Origin of the sequence: Nonomuraea aurantiaca (assembly GCF_020215705.1) — a bacterium.
In the GTDB taxonomy this organism is placed as follows: Bacteria; Actinomycetota; Actinomycetes; order Streptosporangiales; family Streptosporangiaceae; genus Nonomuraea; species Nonomuraea aurantiaca.
In genome coordinates, this window is sequence record NZ_JAIWNB010000016.1 from 1 (window position 1) to 16,432 (window position 16,432).

The 16,432-nt window shown below is 70.7% G+C and carries 24 protein-coding genes and 1 pseudogene; 8 read left to right on the forward strand and 17 right to left on the reverse strand.

The annotated features are described in order from the left end of the window. Nucleotides 1-95: 95 nt before the first annotated feature. Nucleotides 96-671, reverse strand: a complete 576-nt coding sequence (locus LDL49_RS32150; RefSeq protein WP_225296574.1) for a hypothetical protein — start codon at nt 669-671, stop codon at nt 96-98. 135 nt (nt 672-806) lie between these two features. On the opposite strand from LDL49_RS32150, the gene LDL49_RS32155 reads away from it, so the two are divergent. Continuing rightward, a complete protein-coding gene (locus LDL49_RS32155) occupies nt 807-1,763 on the forward strand; it encodes a DUF5829 family protein (protein WP_225296576.1) in 957 nt (318 codons plus the stop codon). A gap of 160 nt (nt 1,764-1,923) precedes the next feature. Here the strand turns inward: LDL49_RS32155 and LDL49_RS58565 are convergent, their stop codons facing one another. Further along, nucleotides 1,924-2,379: a hypothetical protein gene (locus LDL49_RS58565; protein WP_308016228.1), complete on the reverse strand. Its 456-nt coding sequence runs from the start codon at nt 2,377-2,379 to the stop codon at nt 1,924-1,926. After that, entirely contained in the window at nt 2,307-2,942 is a 636-nt protein-coding gene (locus tag LDL49_RS58570) for a saccharopine dehydrogenase NADP-binding domain-containing protein (protein ID WP_308016221.1), read from the reverse strand. Before LDL49_RS58570 ends, LDL49_RS58565 begins: the two co-directional genes overlap by 73 nt. 51 nt (nt 2,943-2,993) lie before the next feature. Between LDL49_RS58570 and LDL49_RS32165 the strand changes: the two genes are divergently transcribed. Continuing rightward, nucleotides 2,994-3,263, forward strand: coding sequence for a WD40 repeat domain-containing protein (locus LDL49_RS32165; protein WP_225296579.1), 270 nt, complete (start codon nt 2,994-2,996; stop codon nt 3,261-3,263). Between the two features lie 9 nt (nt 3,264-3,272). Here the strand turns inward: LDL49_RS32165 and LDL49_RS32170 are convergent, their stop codons facing one another. The 4 genes from LDL49_RS32170 to LDL49_RS32185 all read right to left on the reverse strand — a co-directional run bounded on the left by LDL49_RS32170 (nt 3,273) and on the right by LDL49_RS32185 (nt 5,204). Further along, on the reverse strand, nt 3,273-3,683 hold the full coding sequence (locus tag LDL49_RS32170; RefSeq protein ID WP_225296581.1) for a VOC family protein: 411 nt from the start codon (nt 3,681-3,683) through the stop codon (nt 3,273-3,275). A gap of 10 nt (nt 3,684-3,693) precedes the next feature. Next, entirely contained in the window at nt 3,694-4,134 is a 441-nt protein-coding gene (locus LDL49_RS32175) for a helix-turn-helix transcriptional regulator (RefSeq protein WP_225296583.1), read from the reverse strand. Nucleotides 4,135-4,212: 78 nt separating this feature from the next. Continuing rightward, complete coding sequence (locus LDL49_RS32180; RefSeq protein WP_225296585.1) at nt 4,213-4,419, reverse strand: 4-oxalocrotonate tautomerase family protein; 207 nt, start codon at nt 4,417-4,419, stop codon at nt 4,213-4,215. A gap of 50 nt (nt 4,420-4,469) precedes the next feature. Then, a complete protein-coding gene (locus tag LDL49_RS32185; RefSeq protein WP_225296587.1) occupies nt 4,470-5,204 on the reverse strand; it encodes an SDR family oxidoreductase in 735 nt (244 codons plus the stop codon). Nucleotides 5,205-5,315: 111 nt separating this feature from the next. On the opposite strand from LDL49_RS32185, the gene LDL49_RS32190 reads away from it, so the two are divergent. Continuing rightward, the gene (locus tag LDL49_RS32190) at nt 5,316-6,020 is read left to right on the forward strand and encodes a TetR/AcrR family transcriptional regulator (protein WP_225296589.1); all 705 of its coding nucleotides are present in this window, start codon (nt 5,316-5,318) and stop codon (nt 6,018-6,020) included. Between the two features lie 125 nt (nt 6,021-6,145). After that, a complete protein-coding gene (locus tag LDL49_RS32195) occupies nt 6,146-6,595 on the forward strand; it encodes a hypothetical protein (protein WP_225296591.1) in 450 nt (149 codons plus the stop codon). Between the two features lie 64 nt (nt 6,596-6,659). On the opposite strand, the gene LDL49_RS32200 is transcribed toward LDL49_RS32195, so the two are convergent. The 3 genes from LDL49_RS32200 to LDL49_RS32210 are packed head-to-tail and all read right to left on the reverse strand — an operon-like array spanning nt 6,660 to nt 8,166. Then, nucleotides 6,660-6,971: an Lrp/AsnC ligand binding domain-containing protein gene (locus tag LDL49_RS32200; protein ID WP_225296593.1), complete on the reverse strand. Its 312-nt coding sequence runs from the start codon at nt 6,969-6,971 to the stop codon at nt 6,660-6,662. 59 nt (nt 6,972-7,030) lie between these two features. Further along, nucleotides 7,031-7,693 carry an NAD(P)-dependent oxidoreductase gene (locus LDL49_RS32205; RefSeq protein WP_225296595.1) on the reverse strand — a complete coding sequence of 221 codons (663 nt, stop codon included), beginning with the start codon at nt 7,691-7,693 and terminating at the stop codon, nt 7,031-7,033. Nucleotides 7,694-7,722: 29 nt separating this feature from the next. Continuing rightward, nucleotides 7,723-8,166 carry a YybH family protein gene (locus tag LDL49_RS32210; RefSeq protein ID WP_225296597.1) on the reverse strand — a complete coding sequence of 148 codons (444 nt, stop codon included), beginning with the start codon at nt 8,164-8,166 and terminating at the stop codon, nt 7,723-7,725. A 91-nt stretch (nt 8,167-8,257) separates the two neighbouring features. On the opposite strand from LDL49_RS32210, the gene LDL49_RS32215 reads away from it, so the two are divergent. Next, nucleotides 8,258-8,728: a MarR family winged helix-turn-helix transcriptional regulator gene (locus LDL49_RS32215; protein WP_225296598.1), complete on the forward strand. Its 471-nt coding sequence runs from the start codon at nt 8,258-8,260 to the stop codon at nt 8,726-8,728. Nucleotides 8,729-8,771: 43 nt separating this feature from the next. On the opposite strand, the gene LDL49_RS32220 is transcribed toward LDL49_RS32215, so the two are convergent. Beyond that, nucleotides 8,772-9,434, reverse strand: coding sequence for a response regulator (locus LDL49_RS32220; protein WP_225296600.1), 663 nt, complete (start codon nt 9,432-9,434; stop codon nt 8,772-8,774). Further along, nucleotides 9,431-10,810 (reverse strand): sensor histidine kinase, encoded by a 1,380-nt coding sequence (locus tag LDL49_RS58575; RefSeq protein ID WP_225296602.1) that lies wholly within the window; start codon nt 10,808-10,810, stop codon nt 9,431-9,433. The genes LDL49_RS32220 and LDL49_RS58575 overlap by 4 nt, the downstream gene beginning before the upstream one ends. A 133-nt stretch (nt 10,811-10,943) precedes the next feature. Here LDL49_RS58575 and LDL49_RS32230 point away from each other — a divergent pair. From LDL49_RS32230 to LDL49_RS32240, 3 genes and pseudogenes are all read left to right on the forward strand, one after another. Continuing rightward, nucleotides 10,944-11,854, forward strand: a pseudogene (locus LDL49_RS32230) (ABC transporter ATP-binding protein). Next, nucleotides 11,851-12,645, forward strand: a complete 795-nt coding sequence (locus LDL49_RS32235) for a hypothetical protein (RefSeq protein ID WP_225296605.1) — start codon at nt 11,851-11,853, stop codon at nt 12,643-12,645. Before LDL49_RS32230 ends, LDL49_RS32235 begins: the two are co-directional and overlap by 4 nt. 23 nt (nt 12,646-12,668) lie before the next feature. Further along, on the forward strand, nt 12,669-12,908 hold the full coding sequence (locus LDL49_RS32240) for a hypothetical protein (RefSeq protein ID WP_225296607.1): 240 nt from the start codon (nt 12,669-12,671) through the stop codon (nt 12,906-12,908). 38 nt (nt 12,909-12,946) lie between these two features. Here the strand turns inward: LDL49_RS32240 and chrA are convergent, their stop codons facing one another. Genes chrA through LDL49_RS32270 form a run of 5 tightly spaced genes read right to left on the reverse strand, consistent with a single transcriptional unit; the run spans nt 12,947 to nt 16,372 of the window. Then, nucleotides 12,947-14,218 carry a chromate efflux transporter gene (gene chrA, locus LDL49_RS32245; protein ID WP_225296609.1) on the reverse strand — a complete coding sequence of 424 codons (1,272 nt, stop codon included), beginning with the start codon at nt 14,216-14,218 and terminating at the stop codon, nt 12,947-12,949. Then, nucleotides 14,215-14,901, reverse strand: a complete 687-nt coding sequence (locus tag LDL49_RS32250; protein WP_225296611.1) for a TVP38/TMEM64 family protein — start codon at nt 14,899-14,901, stop codon at nt 14,215-14,217. Before LDL49_RS32250 ends, chrA begins: the two co-directional genes overlap by 4 nt. A gap of 17 nt (nt 14,902-14,918) precedes the next feature. Continuing rightward, nucleotides 14,919-15,320 (reverse strand): VOC family protein, encoded by a 402-nt coding sequence (locus LDL49_RS32255; protein WP_225296613.1) that lies wholly within the window; start codon nt 15,318-15,320, stop codon nt 14,919-14,921. Between the two features lie 40 nt (nt 15,321-15,360). Beyond that, complete coding sequence (locus LDL49_RS58580; RefSeq protein WP_308016222.1) at nt 15,361-16,086, reverse strand: arsenate reductase/protein-tyrosine-phosphatase family protein; 726 nt, start codon at nt 16,084-16,086, stop codon at nt 15,361-15,363. Nucleotides 16,087-16,117: 31 nt separating this feature from the next. Further along, a complete protein-coding gene (locus tag LDL49_RS32270) occupies nt 16,118-16,372 on the reverse strand; it encodes a hypothetical protein (RefSeq protein WP_225296615.1) in 255 nt (84 codons plus the stop codon). Nucleotides 16,373-16,432 lie beyond the last annotated feature (60 nt).

A 16,432-nucleotide genomic window follows, 5' to 3' on the forward strand; every position in this document is an offset into this window, starting at 1 on the left:
GAGCCATCGTGAGCGTGTCCTTCCGGGAAGAATGAGCGCTTCCCTTCGACCGTCACACGATGGCTCACCTTCTGCCAGACCTCGGTGACTGATCGTCACGAACTACACCACTCGATGGGACGCCATCCATGCCCGAGGGTGCCGTAAGGGTGAAGCCGGCCAGGCTGGATGACCAGCAGCGGATAGATCGTGCTGTGGTGGCGGACTCGGCTGGAGGTGAACCAGTCCGGCTCCCGCCCGGCGGCCACCCGGTCACCGTCCAGCACCCGGTCAGCCAGGGCCTCCTGACAAGCGCGGCACCCGTCCATCACCGCGCCGACCAACTGCCCGACAGCGTCCATGCGCACCAACCCCGGCCGTCCGAACGCGCTGGCGTCGATCGGCGGCACGACAGGACCGCGATGCTGATGCAGCGTCCCGGCGGCAGCGCTGGCATGGCCACGTCCGGTGCGTTCCCGAGCCTTGCTGGCGCGCTGCTTGCGACCGTGATTCCTGACCATCGCGAACCCCCCGTTGTCACTGTCAACCCCCCCTTGCCGTGGGTGAAGTTTCGCTTTCGGCGCTGTACGCACGTCGGCGTCGCAGTGCTGCGGGTGCAGTGCCCGGCCGATCACCGGCCTGCTGCCCTGCGGACGCAGACCAGCCGGGGCCGCGCACATGAGCACGGTCATGCATCAGGTCGGCCGCGCCAGCGAACCGCGGTTGACCTGCGATTTTGCGGAAGCGGCGGGTGTGGTTCCCGCGCATTGTTAGAGGTTTGTCAAATCTTCAGGGGAAGTGATCTTCCCCAACCTAGGATCCCTCCCATGCTGATTCACCGAACCTTACGGACGATCACAGTCCTCGCCGCGACGTTCACCGTCGCGCTGTCCGGGGCGGTCACCGGCGGTGCGAGCGCGGCCACAGCCGACGAGACCCAGCCCAAGCCCGACCGTCAGCTGCTCTTCTACAACCACGCCTACAGCGTCGTCGACAAGGAGACCGCCGACGCGGTCGAGAACTCCGACTACCTCCGGAAGTTCGCCAACTTCGAGGTCCGCACCACGACCGGTGGCGGGCTGACCTGGAAAGGCCGCTACCTGAAGGGCCGCGAGACCTACCTGGAGCTGTTCTCGGTGGGCGACCTGCCCGGCCAGGACGCCGAGTTCGGCTCCGCCGGGCTCGGGACCTCGGTCGAGCGCGCCGGGGACCTCGCCACGGTGACCGAGCGCCTGAAGGCCGCGGGGATCGCCAATCCGTTCCCGTACCGCCAGACACGTGACTTCGGCGACGGCGTCAAGGTGCCGTGGTTCGACACCATCCGTACCACCGGCGACCAGTACGACGCCTTCGACCCGTGGGCGATGGAATACCTGCCGGAGTACTTCGCCGACCCGCGCAGCAAGACCGAGCCCGCGAGCTTCCCCGGCGACGTCGGCCGCGAGCGCTACCTGCCCGACGACTACCGCGACCACCTGATGCGTGACGTGACCTCCATCCGCATCGGGGTGCCCGCCCGCGACCTCGCCAACACGGTGCCGCTGCTGCGCGCCGGCGGCTTCACCATCCGGACGCTTCCCGGCGGTGGCGTCGTCGCCGAGGGCGGCGGCACCCGGATCCAGCTGGACTCCGTTCCGCGCGAGCAGGCCGGCCTCAAGCAGATCCAGATGTCGCTCAACAAGCCCCTGCTGTCCATGACCGAGGAGCGGATCGGCCGGTCCACTCTCGCCGTCGGCCCCGGCGCGCGCGCCGTGTGGACCTTCGACCCGCCGGCCGCCCAGTAGGCGTCGCTCCACCCGGATAAGCGTCGCTCCGCGTCTACCTGCGGGTACAGCGAAGCGGTTACCTGCGGATGCGGCGAAGCGGTGCCAGTGAGGAAACGCCTCGCCGGCACCGACGGCGGCGTGACGGTCCCTCAGGCCCGGTGTGGCGCGATGGATCCGGTCAGTGCGGAAGCTCGACCGACAGGTGCGGACTCAGCGCCCGGAGGAAGTCCGCCGCGTCGAACATCGCGCCCGCCGAGGCCAGGCCCGTTGTCCGGGTGTACCCGGCGAGGATCCGCTGGACGGCCTCCACCGCCAGAGGTGAGGTGATCGCGTAGATGTCCTGGCCACGGGCCGTGGCGCGGCGCTCGACACCGCCCGCGCGTACCAGGACGTCGACGACGAAAGTCTGGTTCGACCGTCCCAGGGCGTCGACCGGCTCCGGCGCCGGCGTGTCCTCCTGGGCCAGGTCCCTCGCGGCTTCGACGGTCATGTAGGTGCGGACTTCGGGCACGGCCAGGTGACTAGGAACGGTGACGACATCGGCCATGGTGAGCTCCGCGATCACCGCCCGCCGGCCCAGCGGCTCTGGAAAGAGCCAATCCTGCTCCACCGCCTTGTCGTCGTGGTACTGCAACGCGCCGTCCGTGAACCGCACCCGCCGGCCCGCGCGACGCTCATGGACACCTGTCCGGCCGCCCGCGTGCCCGCGGTGGGATGCCAGCTGCTCAGCCCGTACGCGACGTGCACCTCGTCCGCGGCGGTCCACTCTCCCATCGCCGCGGTCACCAACAGGTCGCCCAGTCCACCGTAGAAGGCCATCGCCGGCACCACGGGTCGGGCGGCCGCCGCATGGTCGGCGAACATCGCGGCGTTCGCCTCGATCTCGGCCGCGACGTCGACGTACGGGATCCCCGCGCGCAAGGCCGCCTCGACGACCGGGCCGCCCGTCACCGCGAACGGTCCCGCGCAGTTGATGACGGCCGCCGCGCCGGCGAGGGCTCGGTCCAGTGAGCTCGCGTCGTCCACAGTGGCCGGCCGCACGACGACGTCGGTCCACTCGGCCGCCAACGCCGCCAGCCGGGCCGCGTCACGGCCGGAGATGACCGTGGCGATGCCACGCCTTCGTAGCTCGGCGACGATGAAGCGGCCGGTGTGCCCTGTCGCCCCGTAGACCACCACTGCGGCCGTCGTGCTCATGCAATCCATGGCAGCAGCGGCGACAGCGGCATCGGCATCGTCGAGGCGCCGATGACGTCGGTGGCGTTCAGCCCGGACGGCAAGACGTTGGCCAGCGGCAGCTTCGACAAGACGATCGTGCTGACGGATGTCGCCACCACGCGCCCGCTCGACACACTGACCGGCCACAGCGGTCAGATCGCCGCCCTGGCCTTCAGCCCGGACGGCAGGTCCTTGGTGAGCGGCTCCTACGACGGTACGGCGCGCCTCTGGGATATCGCGACCCGTCGCTCCCTCGTCATGATGGCCGTCTCTCCCGCCCCGACCAGCTCCAGAAGCTGAACGCGAGTATTACGCCTTGGGCGCCTGCTGGATCCGCACCAGGTTGCCCGAGGGGTCGCGGAACGCGCTGTCGCGCGGCCCCCAGGGCTGCTCGATGGGCTCCTGCAGCACCTCGGCACCGCTTGCCCGGACCCGCTCGAAGGTCGCGTCGAGATCGTCGGTGCTGAAGATGATCATTGACAGGACGCCCTTGGTGAGCAGTTCCTGCAGGGCGTCGCCGTCGGCCTGGGAACGGCCGGCGTGGGGCTCGGAGAGCACGATCTCGAGGTCCGGCTGGGTCGCGCTGCCGAGCGTGACCCAGCGGAACCCGCCGGAGGCGACGTCGTTGCGTACCTCAAGGCCGAGCGCGTCGCGGTAAAACGTGAGCGACTCGTCCACGTCGTTGACGGTGATGTGGCAGTAGCGCAGTGCGATGGTCATGCCGCCAACGTTAGGCCGCGGCGGCGCGCTCCGCTTCTCCGATCCTGCTCGGCGGGTTTCGTGTCGGCCGCGTGCGCACCTTCGCCACGCAGGCGGGCATCGCCGCCTCGGCGCGGTGCTCCCGGCCGCGGTACGCGCTCGGCGTCTCCCCCACCACCTCGGTGAACCGCGAGCTGAACGAGCCGAGCGACGTACAGCCGACCGCCATGCACGCGTCGGTCACGCTCATCCCCTCGCGCAGCAGCGCCATCGCCCGCTCGATCCGGCGGGTCATGAGATAGGTGTACGGCGTCTCGCCATAGGCCGCCCGGAACCGGCGCGAGAAGTGCCCCGGCGACATGAGCGCGTGGCGGGCCATTGCCGGCACGTCGAGCGGCTGTGCGTACTCCCGGTCGATCAGATCGCGCGCTCGGCGCAGATGCGCGAGATTGGCGAGGTCTTCCGGACTCATGCGACGAAGATACCACCCCCAAATGGCCGCTTACCTGCACGAACGCGACTTATAGCTGGACAGGACGCGTGAGTGCGCTCAGCTCCGGCCGAGCATTTCAGCGGTGAGGATGTTCCCGCCGAGCCCCCAGCCGCCGTCGGGGACTTCGTCGATGAGGACCAGGGTGTTCGCCCGGGCCCGCTCGCCGTACACGGCCGCGTAGGCGTCGGTGACGGCGTCGATGAGCTTCTTCTTGGATTCGGGGGTCAGGGTGTCGGCGGGCACCTTGAGGTTGGCGAACGGCATGGTGAGTTCCCTTTCGTGTGGATGATTCAGAGGTGGGCCATCGGCGGACGTCAGATGATGCCGCCGTTCGCGCGCACGACCTGCCCGTTGACCCAGTGCCCCGCGGGTCCGGCCAGGAAGGCGACGACCCGGGCGATGTCCTCCGGGGTGCCGAGCCGCGCGAGCGGGGGCTGGTTGGCGAGCCGCTCGATCGTGGCCTCGTCCTTGCCCTCGAGGAACAGGTCGGTGGCGGTCGGCCCCGGCGCGACCGCGTTGACCGTTATGTCCCGTCCCCGCAGCTCGCGGGCCAGGATGAGCGTCATCGCCTCGACGGCACCCTTGCTGGCGGCGTACGCCCCATAGTTCGGGAGTTGCAGGCCGACCACAGAGGTGGACAGGGTGACGATCGCGCCTCCGGCGCGCACGCGGCGCGCGGCCTCCCGCGCCATGACGAAGGTGCCGCGGATGTTGGTGCGGTGCAGGGCGTCCAGGTCGGCGAGGTCGAGGTCGGCGATCGGGGACAGTGACAGCCGTCCCGCGGAGTTCACGACGACGTCGACCCCGCCGAAGACCTTCTCCGCCTCGTCGAACATCGCCGCGACCGCGGTCTCGTCCGCCACGTCGGCCTGCACCGGGATGGCTCGGCCGCCGGCCGCGGTGATCTCCTGGACCACCTCGGCCGCGGCCGCGGCCGATCCTTGATAGCCCACGACGACCGCGGAGCCCTGTGCCGCCAGAGTCGTCGCGATCGCCCGGCCGATCCCCCGGGAGCCGCCGCTGACCACGGCTATGCGTTGCTCGTTCATGGAAACCTCTATTCGTCGTATCGGCGATACGCATCAGCGATATCGCCGCTAAGGCATGACAGTAGCACGGCCTTCGTATCATCGCTAGCGCCAAGGCGTATCATTGGTCGCATGACAGGAACGGACTCCCTTCGCACGGCGATGATCGAAGCCGCAGAGCGTCAGCTGGCGACCTCCTCGGACAACGAGATCGCCACGCGGGCGGTCTGTGAGGCGGTCGGTGTGAGCCAGCCCGTGCTCTACCGGCTCTTCGGCGACAAAAGAGGGCTCCTCGACGCCATCGCCGACCATGGATATGAGAGGTATGCCACGCTCAAGGCCGCGCAGGAGCAGACGGCCGATCCGGTGGCCGATCTGCGCGCCGGCTGGGACGGCCACCTGGCGTTCGCGAGGGAGAATCCGGCCCTCTACCAGCTGATGTTCACTCCCCGACCGTGGTCTCACTCTACTGCTCGGGGTCGCGTGTTCGACTTGCTGGTGGCGACGCTCGTACGGTGCGCGGCGGCGGGCGCGTTGCACGTGGAGCCGCGGACCGCCGCCCAGCTGATCCTGTCGGCGAGCATCGGCAACGCCCTCCACCACATCTCCGGCCCGGCCCTGTTCGACGACCCCGCGCTGTCCCACCGCATGCGCGACGCCGTGTTCTCGCACGTGCTCACCGAGCCAACGGCTCAGGAGGACGCCGACCCGCTGCGTACCGCCGCGCTGCGCCTCCACGCGCAACTCGGCCTCGGGGGCACCGACGCCCTCGAACCGGCCGAGGTCGCCCTGCTACTGCGCTGGCTCGAACGCATCACGCGACCCTCCACGCCCTGACCATCCCGATCGGCTGTCAGCCATCGACCTCTTCATCGCTCATCTACTCCGATTTCCTGATGCGTCTACGCTGGCTTCCTGCCGTGCTCGTCGTCGTGCACCCACGTCACCCTGGAGAAGCCGTCATGACCATGCCCGCACACATCCCCACCTGGCGCCACGCTCGCTACGACATGCCTGTCAGTCAGCAGCTGGCGCGCTACGACGAGTTGGCCGCCAAGCACGCGTCGGCCCGCGCCAGGATCGAGCTGGTGACCCGGGGGATCTACGACCCCGTCCGGCACGGCGCCGATGACCGTCCTCCCCTTACCGTGGCCGAGCACATCGAGCTGCTGGCGCTGGCGGAGTGCATCGCGCGTACCGTGCGGCATCCCGCCAACGTCCACCACGCGTTGATGGCCGGAGTCACCTGGGCCGCCATCGCCCGCATCGTCGACTCCGACGAGCTCACCGTACGGCGGGACTACCAGCGATGGGCCGACGACCAGTACGACCTCAACCGGCAGGACCCGGGCCTCGGCATGACCGCCGACGAGCACGCCGCCGCGACCGCCAGAGCTTCGGAAGGGGTCTGAGACACCTTCCGGCACCGGCCTGCGTACAGAGTGTCGTCGCGCAGGATGCCGGGCGGGGGCACCCCTACGGAGCCGGCTTGACGTTCTTGAGCGTGAAGTGCGAGGTGATGCCCCGGACCCGCGGGATGGTCATGACGTACTGGCTCAGGAACGCCTCGTAGGCGGCCAGGTCGGCCACGGCCACCCGGACGAAGTAGTCGGGACTGCCGAACAACCGCCGCAGCTCGACGACCTCCTCGGCCCGCGCGAGGGTCTGCTCGAAATGCGCGACCGTCTCCGCGTCCTGGGCGTCGAGCGTCAGGTCGACCAGGACCTCGAAGGACCGGCCCACGGCCATCGCGTCGCCGACGCCGCGCCAGGCCGCAGCCGTCGGCAAAGGTAGCGGCTTGTCGGGCAAGAGCGGGTGGCGCGTCGCTCGCGAAGCTTCGTCCGTACTCAGGAGGAGACGGCGACCGCGGTCCGATGGGTGCGAGGGTCGTCGATCGCGGCCAGGGCGAAGGCGGCCAGATCGGCGCGGGAGGTCTGGGAGCCGACCTTGGCGGTGGCGCCGATGGAGACGCGGGGGTGGCCGGTGGGCGGCCGGTCGGTGAGCCTGGTGGGGCGTAGGGCGGTCCAGGTCAGACTGCTGGTGGAGAGCAGGTCCTCCATGCGGGCCATGTCCGTGTAGGTATGCCGCATGAGGTGGTGCAGGAGGCGGGCGGCCAGGCGGGTGCCGGGGCCGGCGCCGGTGGGGACGCCGAGCCCGGCGGAGGAGATCACGATCAGCCGGGCACCGGGCTTGAGCGCGGAAATGATCTCGGCGGTGCCGGTGGAGTAGACGGCGGTGGGTCCGCGGCCGGCGGCGCCGAGCGCGGAGATCACCGCGTCATGATCGTCCAGCAGCCCCTGAAGCGAGCCGGGGGCCAGGATGTCGGCGGTATGGATGGTGAGCCCTGGTCCGGCCGCGTGGAGGTCCTGGGACTGGCTGGTGGTCGCGGCTGCGCGGAGCGCCTGAGGGCGGCGGGCGATCGCGGTGACTCGGTGTCCGGCGGCCAGGGACCGCTCGACGATGAGCCGTCCGGTACGACCGGCCGCACCGATGACGGCGATGGAGCTCATGGCGGTGTTCCTCCCAAAGGACCGGCGGGTCAGACGGCGGCGGGCTTGGTGGCGGGCTGGAACTTGAAGGAGACGGCCTCCATGAGCCCCTTGTGCTTGGTCTTCTGGACGGCGGCGATGCGCCACTGGCCGTCGGCCTCGCGGACGAGGGTGTAGGTGGCGAGCTTGCCGAGCTTCTTGGGCGTGCCCTTGGCGACCTCGCCACGGGTGACCACGACGGCGGTGTCGGCGCCGTAGCGGCGGATCTCGAGGATCTCCATGACCAGTTGGGTGCCCTTGAGGAAGCTGTCGAACAGGGCCTGGTGGGCCCGGCCGATCTCGGCGGCGCCGTGGTAGACGGTGCCGACGAAGGTGACGTCGGTGGCGTCGTCACTGAAGCAGGCGCCGTAGGCCGCGCCGTCTCCACGGTTCCAGGCGTCCTGGCTGCGCTGGAGGACGGTACGGATGGCGGCGAGGTCGATCGTGGTGGTCATGGCGATACCCTCTCGTGATAGCTTCGAAGAAGAAGTTACTTCCTTGAAGATTTATCTTCTCTGAAGAAGAGAATATGAAGCGGAGGATCGCGTGTCAACCACACCGGGACGATCGGACGCCGGCCTGCTCTACCGCCGCTACCTCAGCGCGGTGATGCTGCACGGCCACGCCAGCGCCAAAGCGTGCGACCTGGGCGCCACGGATCTGTACGCGCTGAACATCCTGGAGCTGACCGGCCCGATGACCCCCGGCGAGCTGGGCACGCGCACGGGGCTGACCACCGGGCCGACCACCCGGCTCATCGATCGGCTGGAGCAGGCCGGTTACGTACGCCGCGTTCCGGCACCCGACGACCGCCGCAAGGTGATCGTCGAGCCCATCGGCAAACCGGCCGAGCTCGACCAGGTCATGGCCCCCGCCCGGCAGAAGGTCGGCGCGATCCTCGCCGGCTACTCGGCCGAGCAGCTCGACGTCCTCTTCGACTACTTCGACCGCGCCGCGCATGCCTACCAGGAGGCCGCCGAGCTCCTGCGCTCCGACTCCGGAGCCGTCTGCCCCTGATGACGTCCGTCGTGAGCTCGCCGGCCGGCAGGAGGCCCGCTTGTCAACGGGACGGGAACACCAGGCCCGCGTCGTAGGCCATGATGACCAGCTGTATTCGGTCGCGGGCGCCCAGCTTGGCAAGCAGGCTGGCCACGTGCGCCTTGGCGGTCCCAGGGCTGATGTGCAGCCGGGTGGCGATCTCGGCGTTGGACAGGCCGCCCCCGACCAGGGCCAGCACCTCGCGTTCCCGTTCGGTGACGCCCGGGAGCCGCCGCGCCTGGGGAGAGGGGGTGCGGGCCGGACCGCGGGTGAAGTCCTCGATGAGGCGGCGGGTGACGCCGGGAGCGATCAGGGCGTCTCCGGCGGCGACGACGTGGACGGCGGACAGGATGTCTTCCAGCGCCATGTCCTTGACCAGGAATCCGCTCGCTCCGGCGCGCAGGGAGGCGTAGACGTTGTCGTCGTCGTCGAACGTGGTCAGCATGATCACGCGGGTGGCCGGGGACTCGGCGAGGATGGTCTGGGTGGCCTCGATGCCGTCCATGCCCGGCATGCGGATGTCCATGACCACGACGTCGGGGTGCAGCCGGCGGACGAGCTGGACGGCCTGGGCTCCGGTTCCGGCCTCTCCGGCGACCTCGACATCGGGGGCGGCGTCGATGACCATGCGCAGGCCCGCGCGGATCAGCGGCTGGTCGTCGGCGAGGAGGACACGGATCGTCACTGGGCCTCCACCAGGGCGATGTCCGTTCCCTGACCGAGACCGCCCGGCGCGAGCGGCAGGCGTGCGGTGACGCGGAAGCCGCCCTCGGGCCGGGGGCCCGCGCTGAAGCCGCCGTTCAGCAGGGCGACCCGTTCGCGCATACCGACGATCCCGTGCCCGCCCCCCTCAGAGGCGGCGGCGCGCCCGTCGCCCTCACAGGCGATCCCGTGCCCGTCCCCCTCACAGAGGGTGGCGTGCCCGTCGCCCTCGCGGGCAGCGGCGTGTCCGTCGTCGATGACGTCGATGCGTAGTTCCTCGTTCCCGTAGTGGATCACGACCCGGCAGTGGTCCGTGCGCGCATGGCGGAGCACGTTGGTGACCGATTCCTGGATGATGCGGAAGGCGGACCGATCGACGGCGGCGGGCAGCGGGCGTGGCTCTCCGTGCCGGCGCACGTCTACGCGGACGCCGGCGGCCGTGGTCGTCTGGGCCAGCCGGTCGATGTCGGCCAGCCTCGCGGGAGCAGCCGGCTCAGCCGAACCGGGACGTCCGCGCTCAGCCCAGCCGGGACGCCCGCCCTCGGTCGTGCCAGGACGTCCGCGCTCAGCCGAGCCGGGACGCCCGCCCTCGGTCGTGCGGAGCACGCCGAGCAGGTGCCGAAGTCCCTTCAACGTCTGCCTGCTGGTGGCCTCGATCGCGCCCAGCGCCTGGCGCGCCTGCTCTGGCCGGCTGTCGATCACGCGGGCGCCCGCGCCGGCCTGGATGGCGATGACCCCGATGCTGTGCGCGACCATGTCGTGCAACTCTCGCGCGATGCGCAGCCGCTCGTCGGTGACCGCCCGAGCCTCGGCGTGCGCGCGCAGCGCCCGGTCGTACTCGCGCCGCTGCCGGAGGAACATCCCGGCCAGCCAGGCGACCAAGACGGCCAAGCCGAGCAGGAGCGACAGCGCGAGGAAGCCCGGCGCCGAGGCACGCAGGCCGTCGCGCAGCAGGTCGAGCTGCCAGGCCGGCTGCTGCACCAGCAACGCGGCGACCGCCGCCGCCAGGCCCGCGCGGCGCGACTGGGTGGCGGCGATTAGGCAGACCAGCACGTCGGCCGCCGGGAAGAGCGGCCAGGCTCCCTGGGCCGGGTAACCCAGGGCGGTCGCCGCGACGATCTCGGCCAGCAGCACCGCGAGCACCAGGGCCGGCCGCTGCCGCGCCCAGGCCAAGGGGACGGCCATGGCGACGGCGAATCCCGCATGCGCCGAGCCCACCGGGAGCAGGTCTTCGCCGTCGGTCAGCGTCATGGCGTACAGCAGTGGCATCAGGGCCGCAACGCCGCCCCAGACGAGCAGCGCCCGCACGCCAGGGGGCAACCGCGACCAAAGGGGTGGTCTGGGCGTTTTGTCGCGCACCCGGCCGATCGTAGTCACCCGCTTCCGGCCGGGCATCGGCCTGCGGGCGTATGCCCGCAGGCCACCCCCGCGCCGCGGAAACCGGCCCACGGCCAGATGCGGCGCCTCAGGCGGCTGCGACAGCGTTGACCGGGTGATCGAAGTCAACGGACTGACCAAGCGCTACGGCGCGGTGACGGCGGTGCAGGACCTCACGTTCGCCGTACGACCGGGGCACGTCACGGGGTTCCTCGGCCCGAACGGCGCCGGCAAGAGCACCACCTTGCGCATGATCCTCGGCCTGAACCGCCCCACCTCGGGCACCGCCACCATCGACGGCCGCCCCTCGCCCGCCATCACGCCGGGCTGCGTCATGTCGGCGCGCTGTTGGACGCGGGCGACGTCCATGGCGGCCGCACCGCCGCCGCTCACCTGCGCGCGCTGGCGGCCGGCAACGGACTGCCCCGCCGCCGGGTGGCCGAGGTGCTGGAGGAGGTGGGCCTGGCCGGAGCGGCGCGCCGCCGGATCGGCGGGTTCTCGCTCGGCATGCGCCAGCGGCTCGGCATCGCCGCCGCGCTGCTGGGCGACCCGCCCGTGCTGCTGTTCGACGAGCCGATCAACGGCCTGGACCCCGAAGGCGTGCGCTGGGTACGGGGCCTGTTCCGGCGCCTGGCCGCCGAGAAGCGCACCGTGCTGGTCTCCAGCCACCTGATGAGCGAGATGGAGAACACCGCCGACCACCTGGTCGTCATCGGGCGGGGCGAGTTGATCGCCGAGGAGAGCCTGGCCGAGTTCGCCGCCCGCGGCACCCGCGCGTCCATCGCCGTGCGTACTCCCGACCCTGCCGAGCTGGCGGCGGTCCTCACCCTGGAGGGCGCCGCCGTCCGGCCGGACGGCGGCGAGGCTCTGACCGTGACCGGGCTGAGCGCCGCCCGCGTCGGCGAGCTGGCCCATCAGCGGCGGATCATGCTGTACGAGCTCACCCCGCGTACCGCCTCGCTGGAGCAGGCGTTCATGGAGCTGACCGCCGACTGCGCCGACTACCGAGCCGGGGACCCGCGATGACCCACGGCCGATTCCGCGACCTCCTGGCCGCCGAGTGGATCAAACTCTGGTCCCTGCGCTCGACCTCCTGGCTGGTCGGCCTGGGCACGCTGGCCATCGTCGCGTTCGCTCTCCAGAACAGCCTGGACGCCTACAACGGCTGGCCCGGATTCACCGCGATGGAGAAGGCCAGGTTCAACCCCCTGACCGAGGCGTTCAGCGGCCTGTCCGCCTCCATGCTCATGATCGGCGCGGGCAGCCTGGGCGCCTTGACGATCGTCGGCGAGTACGCCACCGGCCTGATCCGCACCACCCTGGTCGCCGTCCCGGCCCGCCACCGCGTCGTGACCGCCAAGCTCACCGTCGTCGCCACGGTCACGCTCGTGACCGGCACGGTCGTGTCGCTGGGCACGTTCGGGGTCAGCCAGGCCATCCTGTCCGGCCATGGCGTCGCCGTCTCGCTCTGCGACCCCGCCGTCCTGCGCGTCGTGGCCGCCAACGCCCTGCTGGCACCGGTGTCGGCGCTGACCGGCCTGGGGATCGGCGCGCTGCTGCGGCACACCGCCGCCGCCGTCGTCACCGTCTGCGCCGCGCTGGTCATCGTGCCCACCTTCTTCCAGCCGAACGTCCACCAGTGGCTCAACGACCTGTACGCCCTGGTCCCCTTCTATGTCTGGCGCACCTGCCTGGGCCTCCCCCAGCTCCGTGACCCCGCTTTGCCGACGGTGGCCGGCTCGTGGGCCGCCTTCGCGCTCTGGCCGCTGGCCGCCGCCGTCGTGACCTTGATCGTCGTACGTCGTCGTGACGTATGAGCACCCTGAAGAGGAGAGATCGCATGACAGTGCAGTCGATTCGGGCCCGCACCGGCGCTCCCGCCAAGCACGGCCGGTATCCACTCGTCGTCCTCTCCCCCGGGCTCGGCCTCCCGCGCGCCGGCCTCACCTTCCTGGCCGAAGACCTGGCCAGCCGCGCCTACGTCCGCGCCTTCTTCGACCTGCACCTGAAGGGCAAGAAGCAACCGCTGCTCAACGGGCCGTCACTGGTCAGCCCCGAGGTCACGTTCCCCAATCCCTGACTCAGTCAGCGTCGGTCTCGGCGGCGCGGGGCCGGGCCTCAGCTCAGCAGGGCGTGCGCGATGCCGATGGCGGCGCCGCCGGCGATGAACCAGGCGTTGTTGAGCCGGGTCTTCCACAACAGCACGAGCGTGATTACGGCGATGCCCGCGGTGAGCGGGTCGATGATCGCGGTCCGGCCCAGTTCGTAGGAGACCCCGGCCATGAGGGCGAAGGCGGCGGCGTTGAGGCCGTCGAGCAGGGCGGAGGTCCACTCGCTGGAGCGGAGCCTGTCGGTGAGTTTGGTGAGCAGGCCGACGAAGAGGAACGAGGGCAGGAAGATGGCCACGGTGGCCAGGAAGGCGCCCAGCGGCCCGGCGATCATGTAGCCGACGAAGGTGGCGGTGGTGAACACCGGGCCGGGGGTGACCTGGCCGATCGACACGGCGTCGATGAGCTGCTGGTTGGTGATCCAGCCGAGCCGGTCGACGAAGTCGCCGCGCAGGAAGGCCAGCAGCACGTAGCCGCTGCCGTACAGCACCGAACCGATCTTCAGCATGGTGGCGAACAGCTGGAGCAGTTGGCCGCCGGTGGGGTCGGCGAACACCGGGAACGCGCCGAACACCGGGAACCGGCCGAACACCGGGAACCCGCCGAACACCGAAGACCCGCCGGCCATCGGGGGCCCGCCGAATGCCAGCAGTGGCGCGGCGAGCACCCCGTGGGCCGCGCCCCGGCCGGGCGGGCGGCGCAGGACTCGGGCCGCGGCGGCCAGCATCGCCCCGGCCGCCAGCACCAGCAGTTCGTTGACGCCCAGCAGGTAGGCGGCCAGCGCGGCGACCGCCAGCGCGCCCAGCCAGATGCTCTTGACCACGGTGCGCAGCAGGCCGAAAAGCGCGTGCGCGATGATCGCGATCACCGTCGGGACGATTCCGTACAGCAGGCCCTCGGCCGCCGGTGTGCTGCCGTAGGTGACGTACGCCCAGGCCAGGGCCGTGACCATGAGCGCGGCCGGGAGGATGAAGCACACCCCGGCGGCGATCAGGCCGCGCCACCGGGCCCGGTCGTAACCGAGGTGGATGGCCAGTTCGGTGGAGTTGGGGCCGGGGATGAGGTTGGTGGCGCCCATCAGGTCCACGAACCGCTGGTCGGTGACCCAACCGCGGCGGCGTACCAGCTCATCGCGCATCATCGCGGTGTGTGCGGCCGGGCCGCCGAAGGCGATGACGCCCAGCTTGAGGAACAGCAGCGTCACCTCACGCAGACGGCGCCGGTCCGCCACCGGGTCCGGCTCGTTCGCGTCGTCGTGCGCTCCGTGCTCGTCCTGGCTCACGTGGACCCGGCCGGATCTTCCGCGCCCGGCTGCCCGACGCCGAGACGATTGTCGACCAGCAGGCCGGCCGATCCGATCGCCCCGCAGATCACGGTGACGACGACCAGCGCGGGATCGGTACGTCCGGTGAGCGCGTCACCGAGAAGGACGACCGCGACCGTGCCGGGAGCCACACCGACGGCCGTGGCGATCAGGAAGGGCACGAGCCGGACCGACGACACGCCCGCGCAGTAGTTGACCAGCGGAAAGGGAACCGGCCCGATCAGCCGCAGCGACCCGACGGCGAGCCAGCCACGACGGGCGAGGCGCCGGTTGACCGCCGCGACCGCCGGGTGGGTCAACCGCGCGGCGACCGCGTCGCGACCGATCGCGCGGACGAGCAGAAAGGCCAGCGCCGCGCTCACCGTGGTCGCGGAGATCGCGATGGCGATGCCGGTGACCGGCTCGAACAGGAGTCCGGCGCCGAAGGTGAACGGGGACCGCGGGAAGGCGATGGTCACCAGTGCATGCGTGACGAAGAACATGAGGGGAAACCACGGACCGGCGGCCCGTGCCCAGTCGCGGATCTGTTCGGCGTCCGGATAGGGGACGAACAGCGCGATCGTCACAAACGCCGCGAGAAGCACGACGACCCCGATCAGCTTCGGGGTACGGAGCCATCGCGCACGGCGGCGTATCAGCATGGAAGGTGCTTTCAGTTCTACGCAGGACTCGCGGCGGGCTGGAACAGTTCGATGAGGTTACCAGCGGGGTCGGCGAGCAGGATCTGGCGTCCGCCGGGGCCGGAGACCGGCTCGCTTCGGAAGGTCACTCCAGCGGCGCGCAGCCGGTCGATCTCGGCGTCGAGGTCGTCGACGATGAGGTGGATGCGGTTGTGGCCGGCGGTGGCGGCGTCATCGGGCGTGGCGCGGGCGCCGGAGGTGGTCGGGCCGGACAGGAGCAGCCGCAGCGGGCCGCGTCTGACGTCGGCGAAGGCGGGCGCGGCGTCGAAGGCGACGCTGAAGCCGAGGTGGGTGGTGTAGAAGTCGACAGCCGCCCGGACGTCGTCGTTGAGGTAGCGGACGCTGGCCAGTTCCGCCGGTGAAGTCGGTGAGGTCGTCATGGTCGGATCTCCTTGTCGTGTTCACGGAAGGCATTGCGTTTCACGGAGGCAGGAAGCTGATCCGGGTATCGAGTTCCTTGGCGACACGCCGGAATTCCGGATAGGTCGCGCTGTCGGTGTCCGCGGTGTCGGACGGATTGGGCAGGCTCCAATGCGTCGTGGCGGCCGATCCATGGTCGCGAGGGACCTCGCGGATCTTGTCGCACAACGTGATCACGTAGTCGAAGCGCCGCCCCGCGACCGCGTCCAGCGACTGCGGCTGCCGGGGTTCGAGGTCGATGTCGTAGTCCTCACGCAGCACCCGCAAGGTGTTCGGATGGAGCCGCGGTGCGGGCTGGCTGCCCGCGCTCGTAACCTGGATGCCGTCGATGCGGCGCCGCAGCAGCGCCTCGGCCATCGGGGAACGCGCGCTGTTGCCGGTGCACAGGAACAGCACCGAGCTGCCCCGCGGCCACCCACGAGCCGCGGGGGCCAGCGCCGGATGCAGAGCGGTGGCGGCGTCGCCGAACGCGGTGACGCAGCCGGCCAGGTCGAGATGGTAGTAGCTGTCGCGGCCGTCGAAGCTGCTGCGGCGCGCGACGACCAGCCCCGCCGTGCGCAGCAGCCCGAGGTGGTAGGACACCAGGTTCTGCGGCTCGTCGACGGCGGCGACCAGCTCCCGTACGCGGCGGTCACTGGATGCCAGTTCGGTCATCAGCGCCCAGCGCAGTGGGTGCGCCGCCATCCGCATCAGCAGCGGAACCGGCACTCGATCGGACGTCGTCACGTACTCCAAAATACATCAAACTGGTTTGATGTTAATGCTCCAGGCGCTCGACCAGGGTCACGGTTCGCACCAGGTCGGGGGGCAGCGGGGCGCGTAGCGCCTGGTGCAGCTCCGCTCGTTCGATCATGGCGGGCATCCCGACCTCCTGCTGCGCCTGGGCCAGGTCGGTGACCAGCAGCGGCCGTCCTCGCCGGTCCCGCAATCCGCCGTGGGTCGCGTGCATGACGTGCCCGCGAACCTCTTCGGCCAGCCCCAGCGCGTCCAGCGCACGGAGCCCGTTGGGCATGACCCACCGCGCGGTGGAGAAGCAAGCGGACCTTCCCCCCGGGAACGGCGTCGAACTACT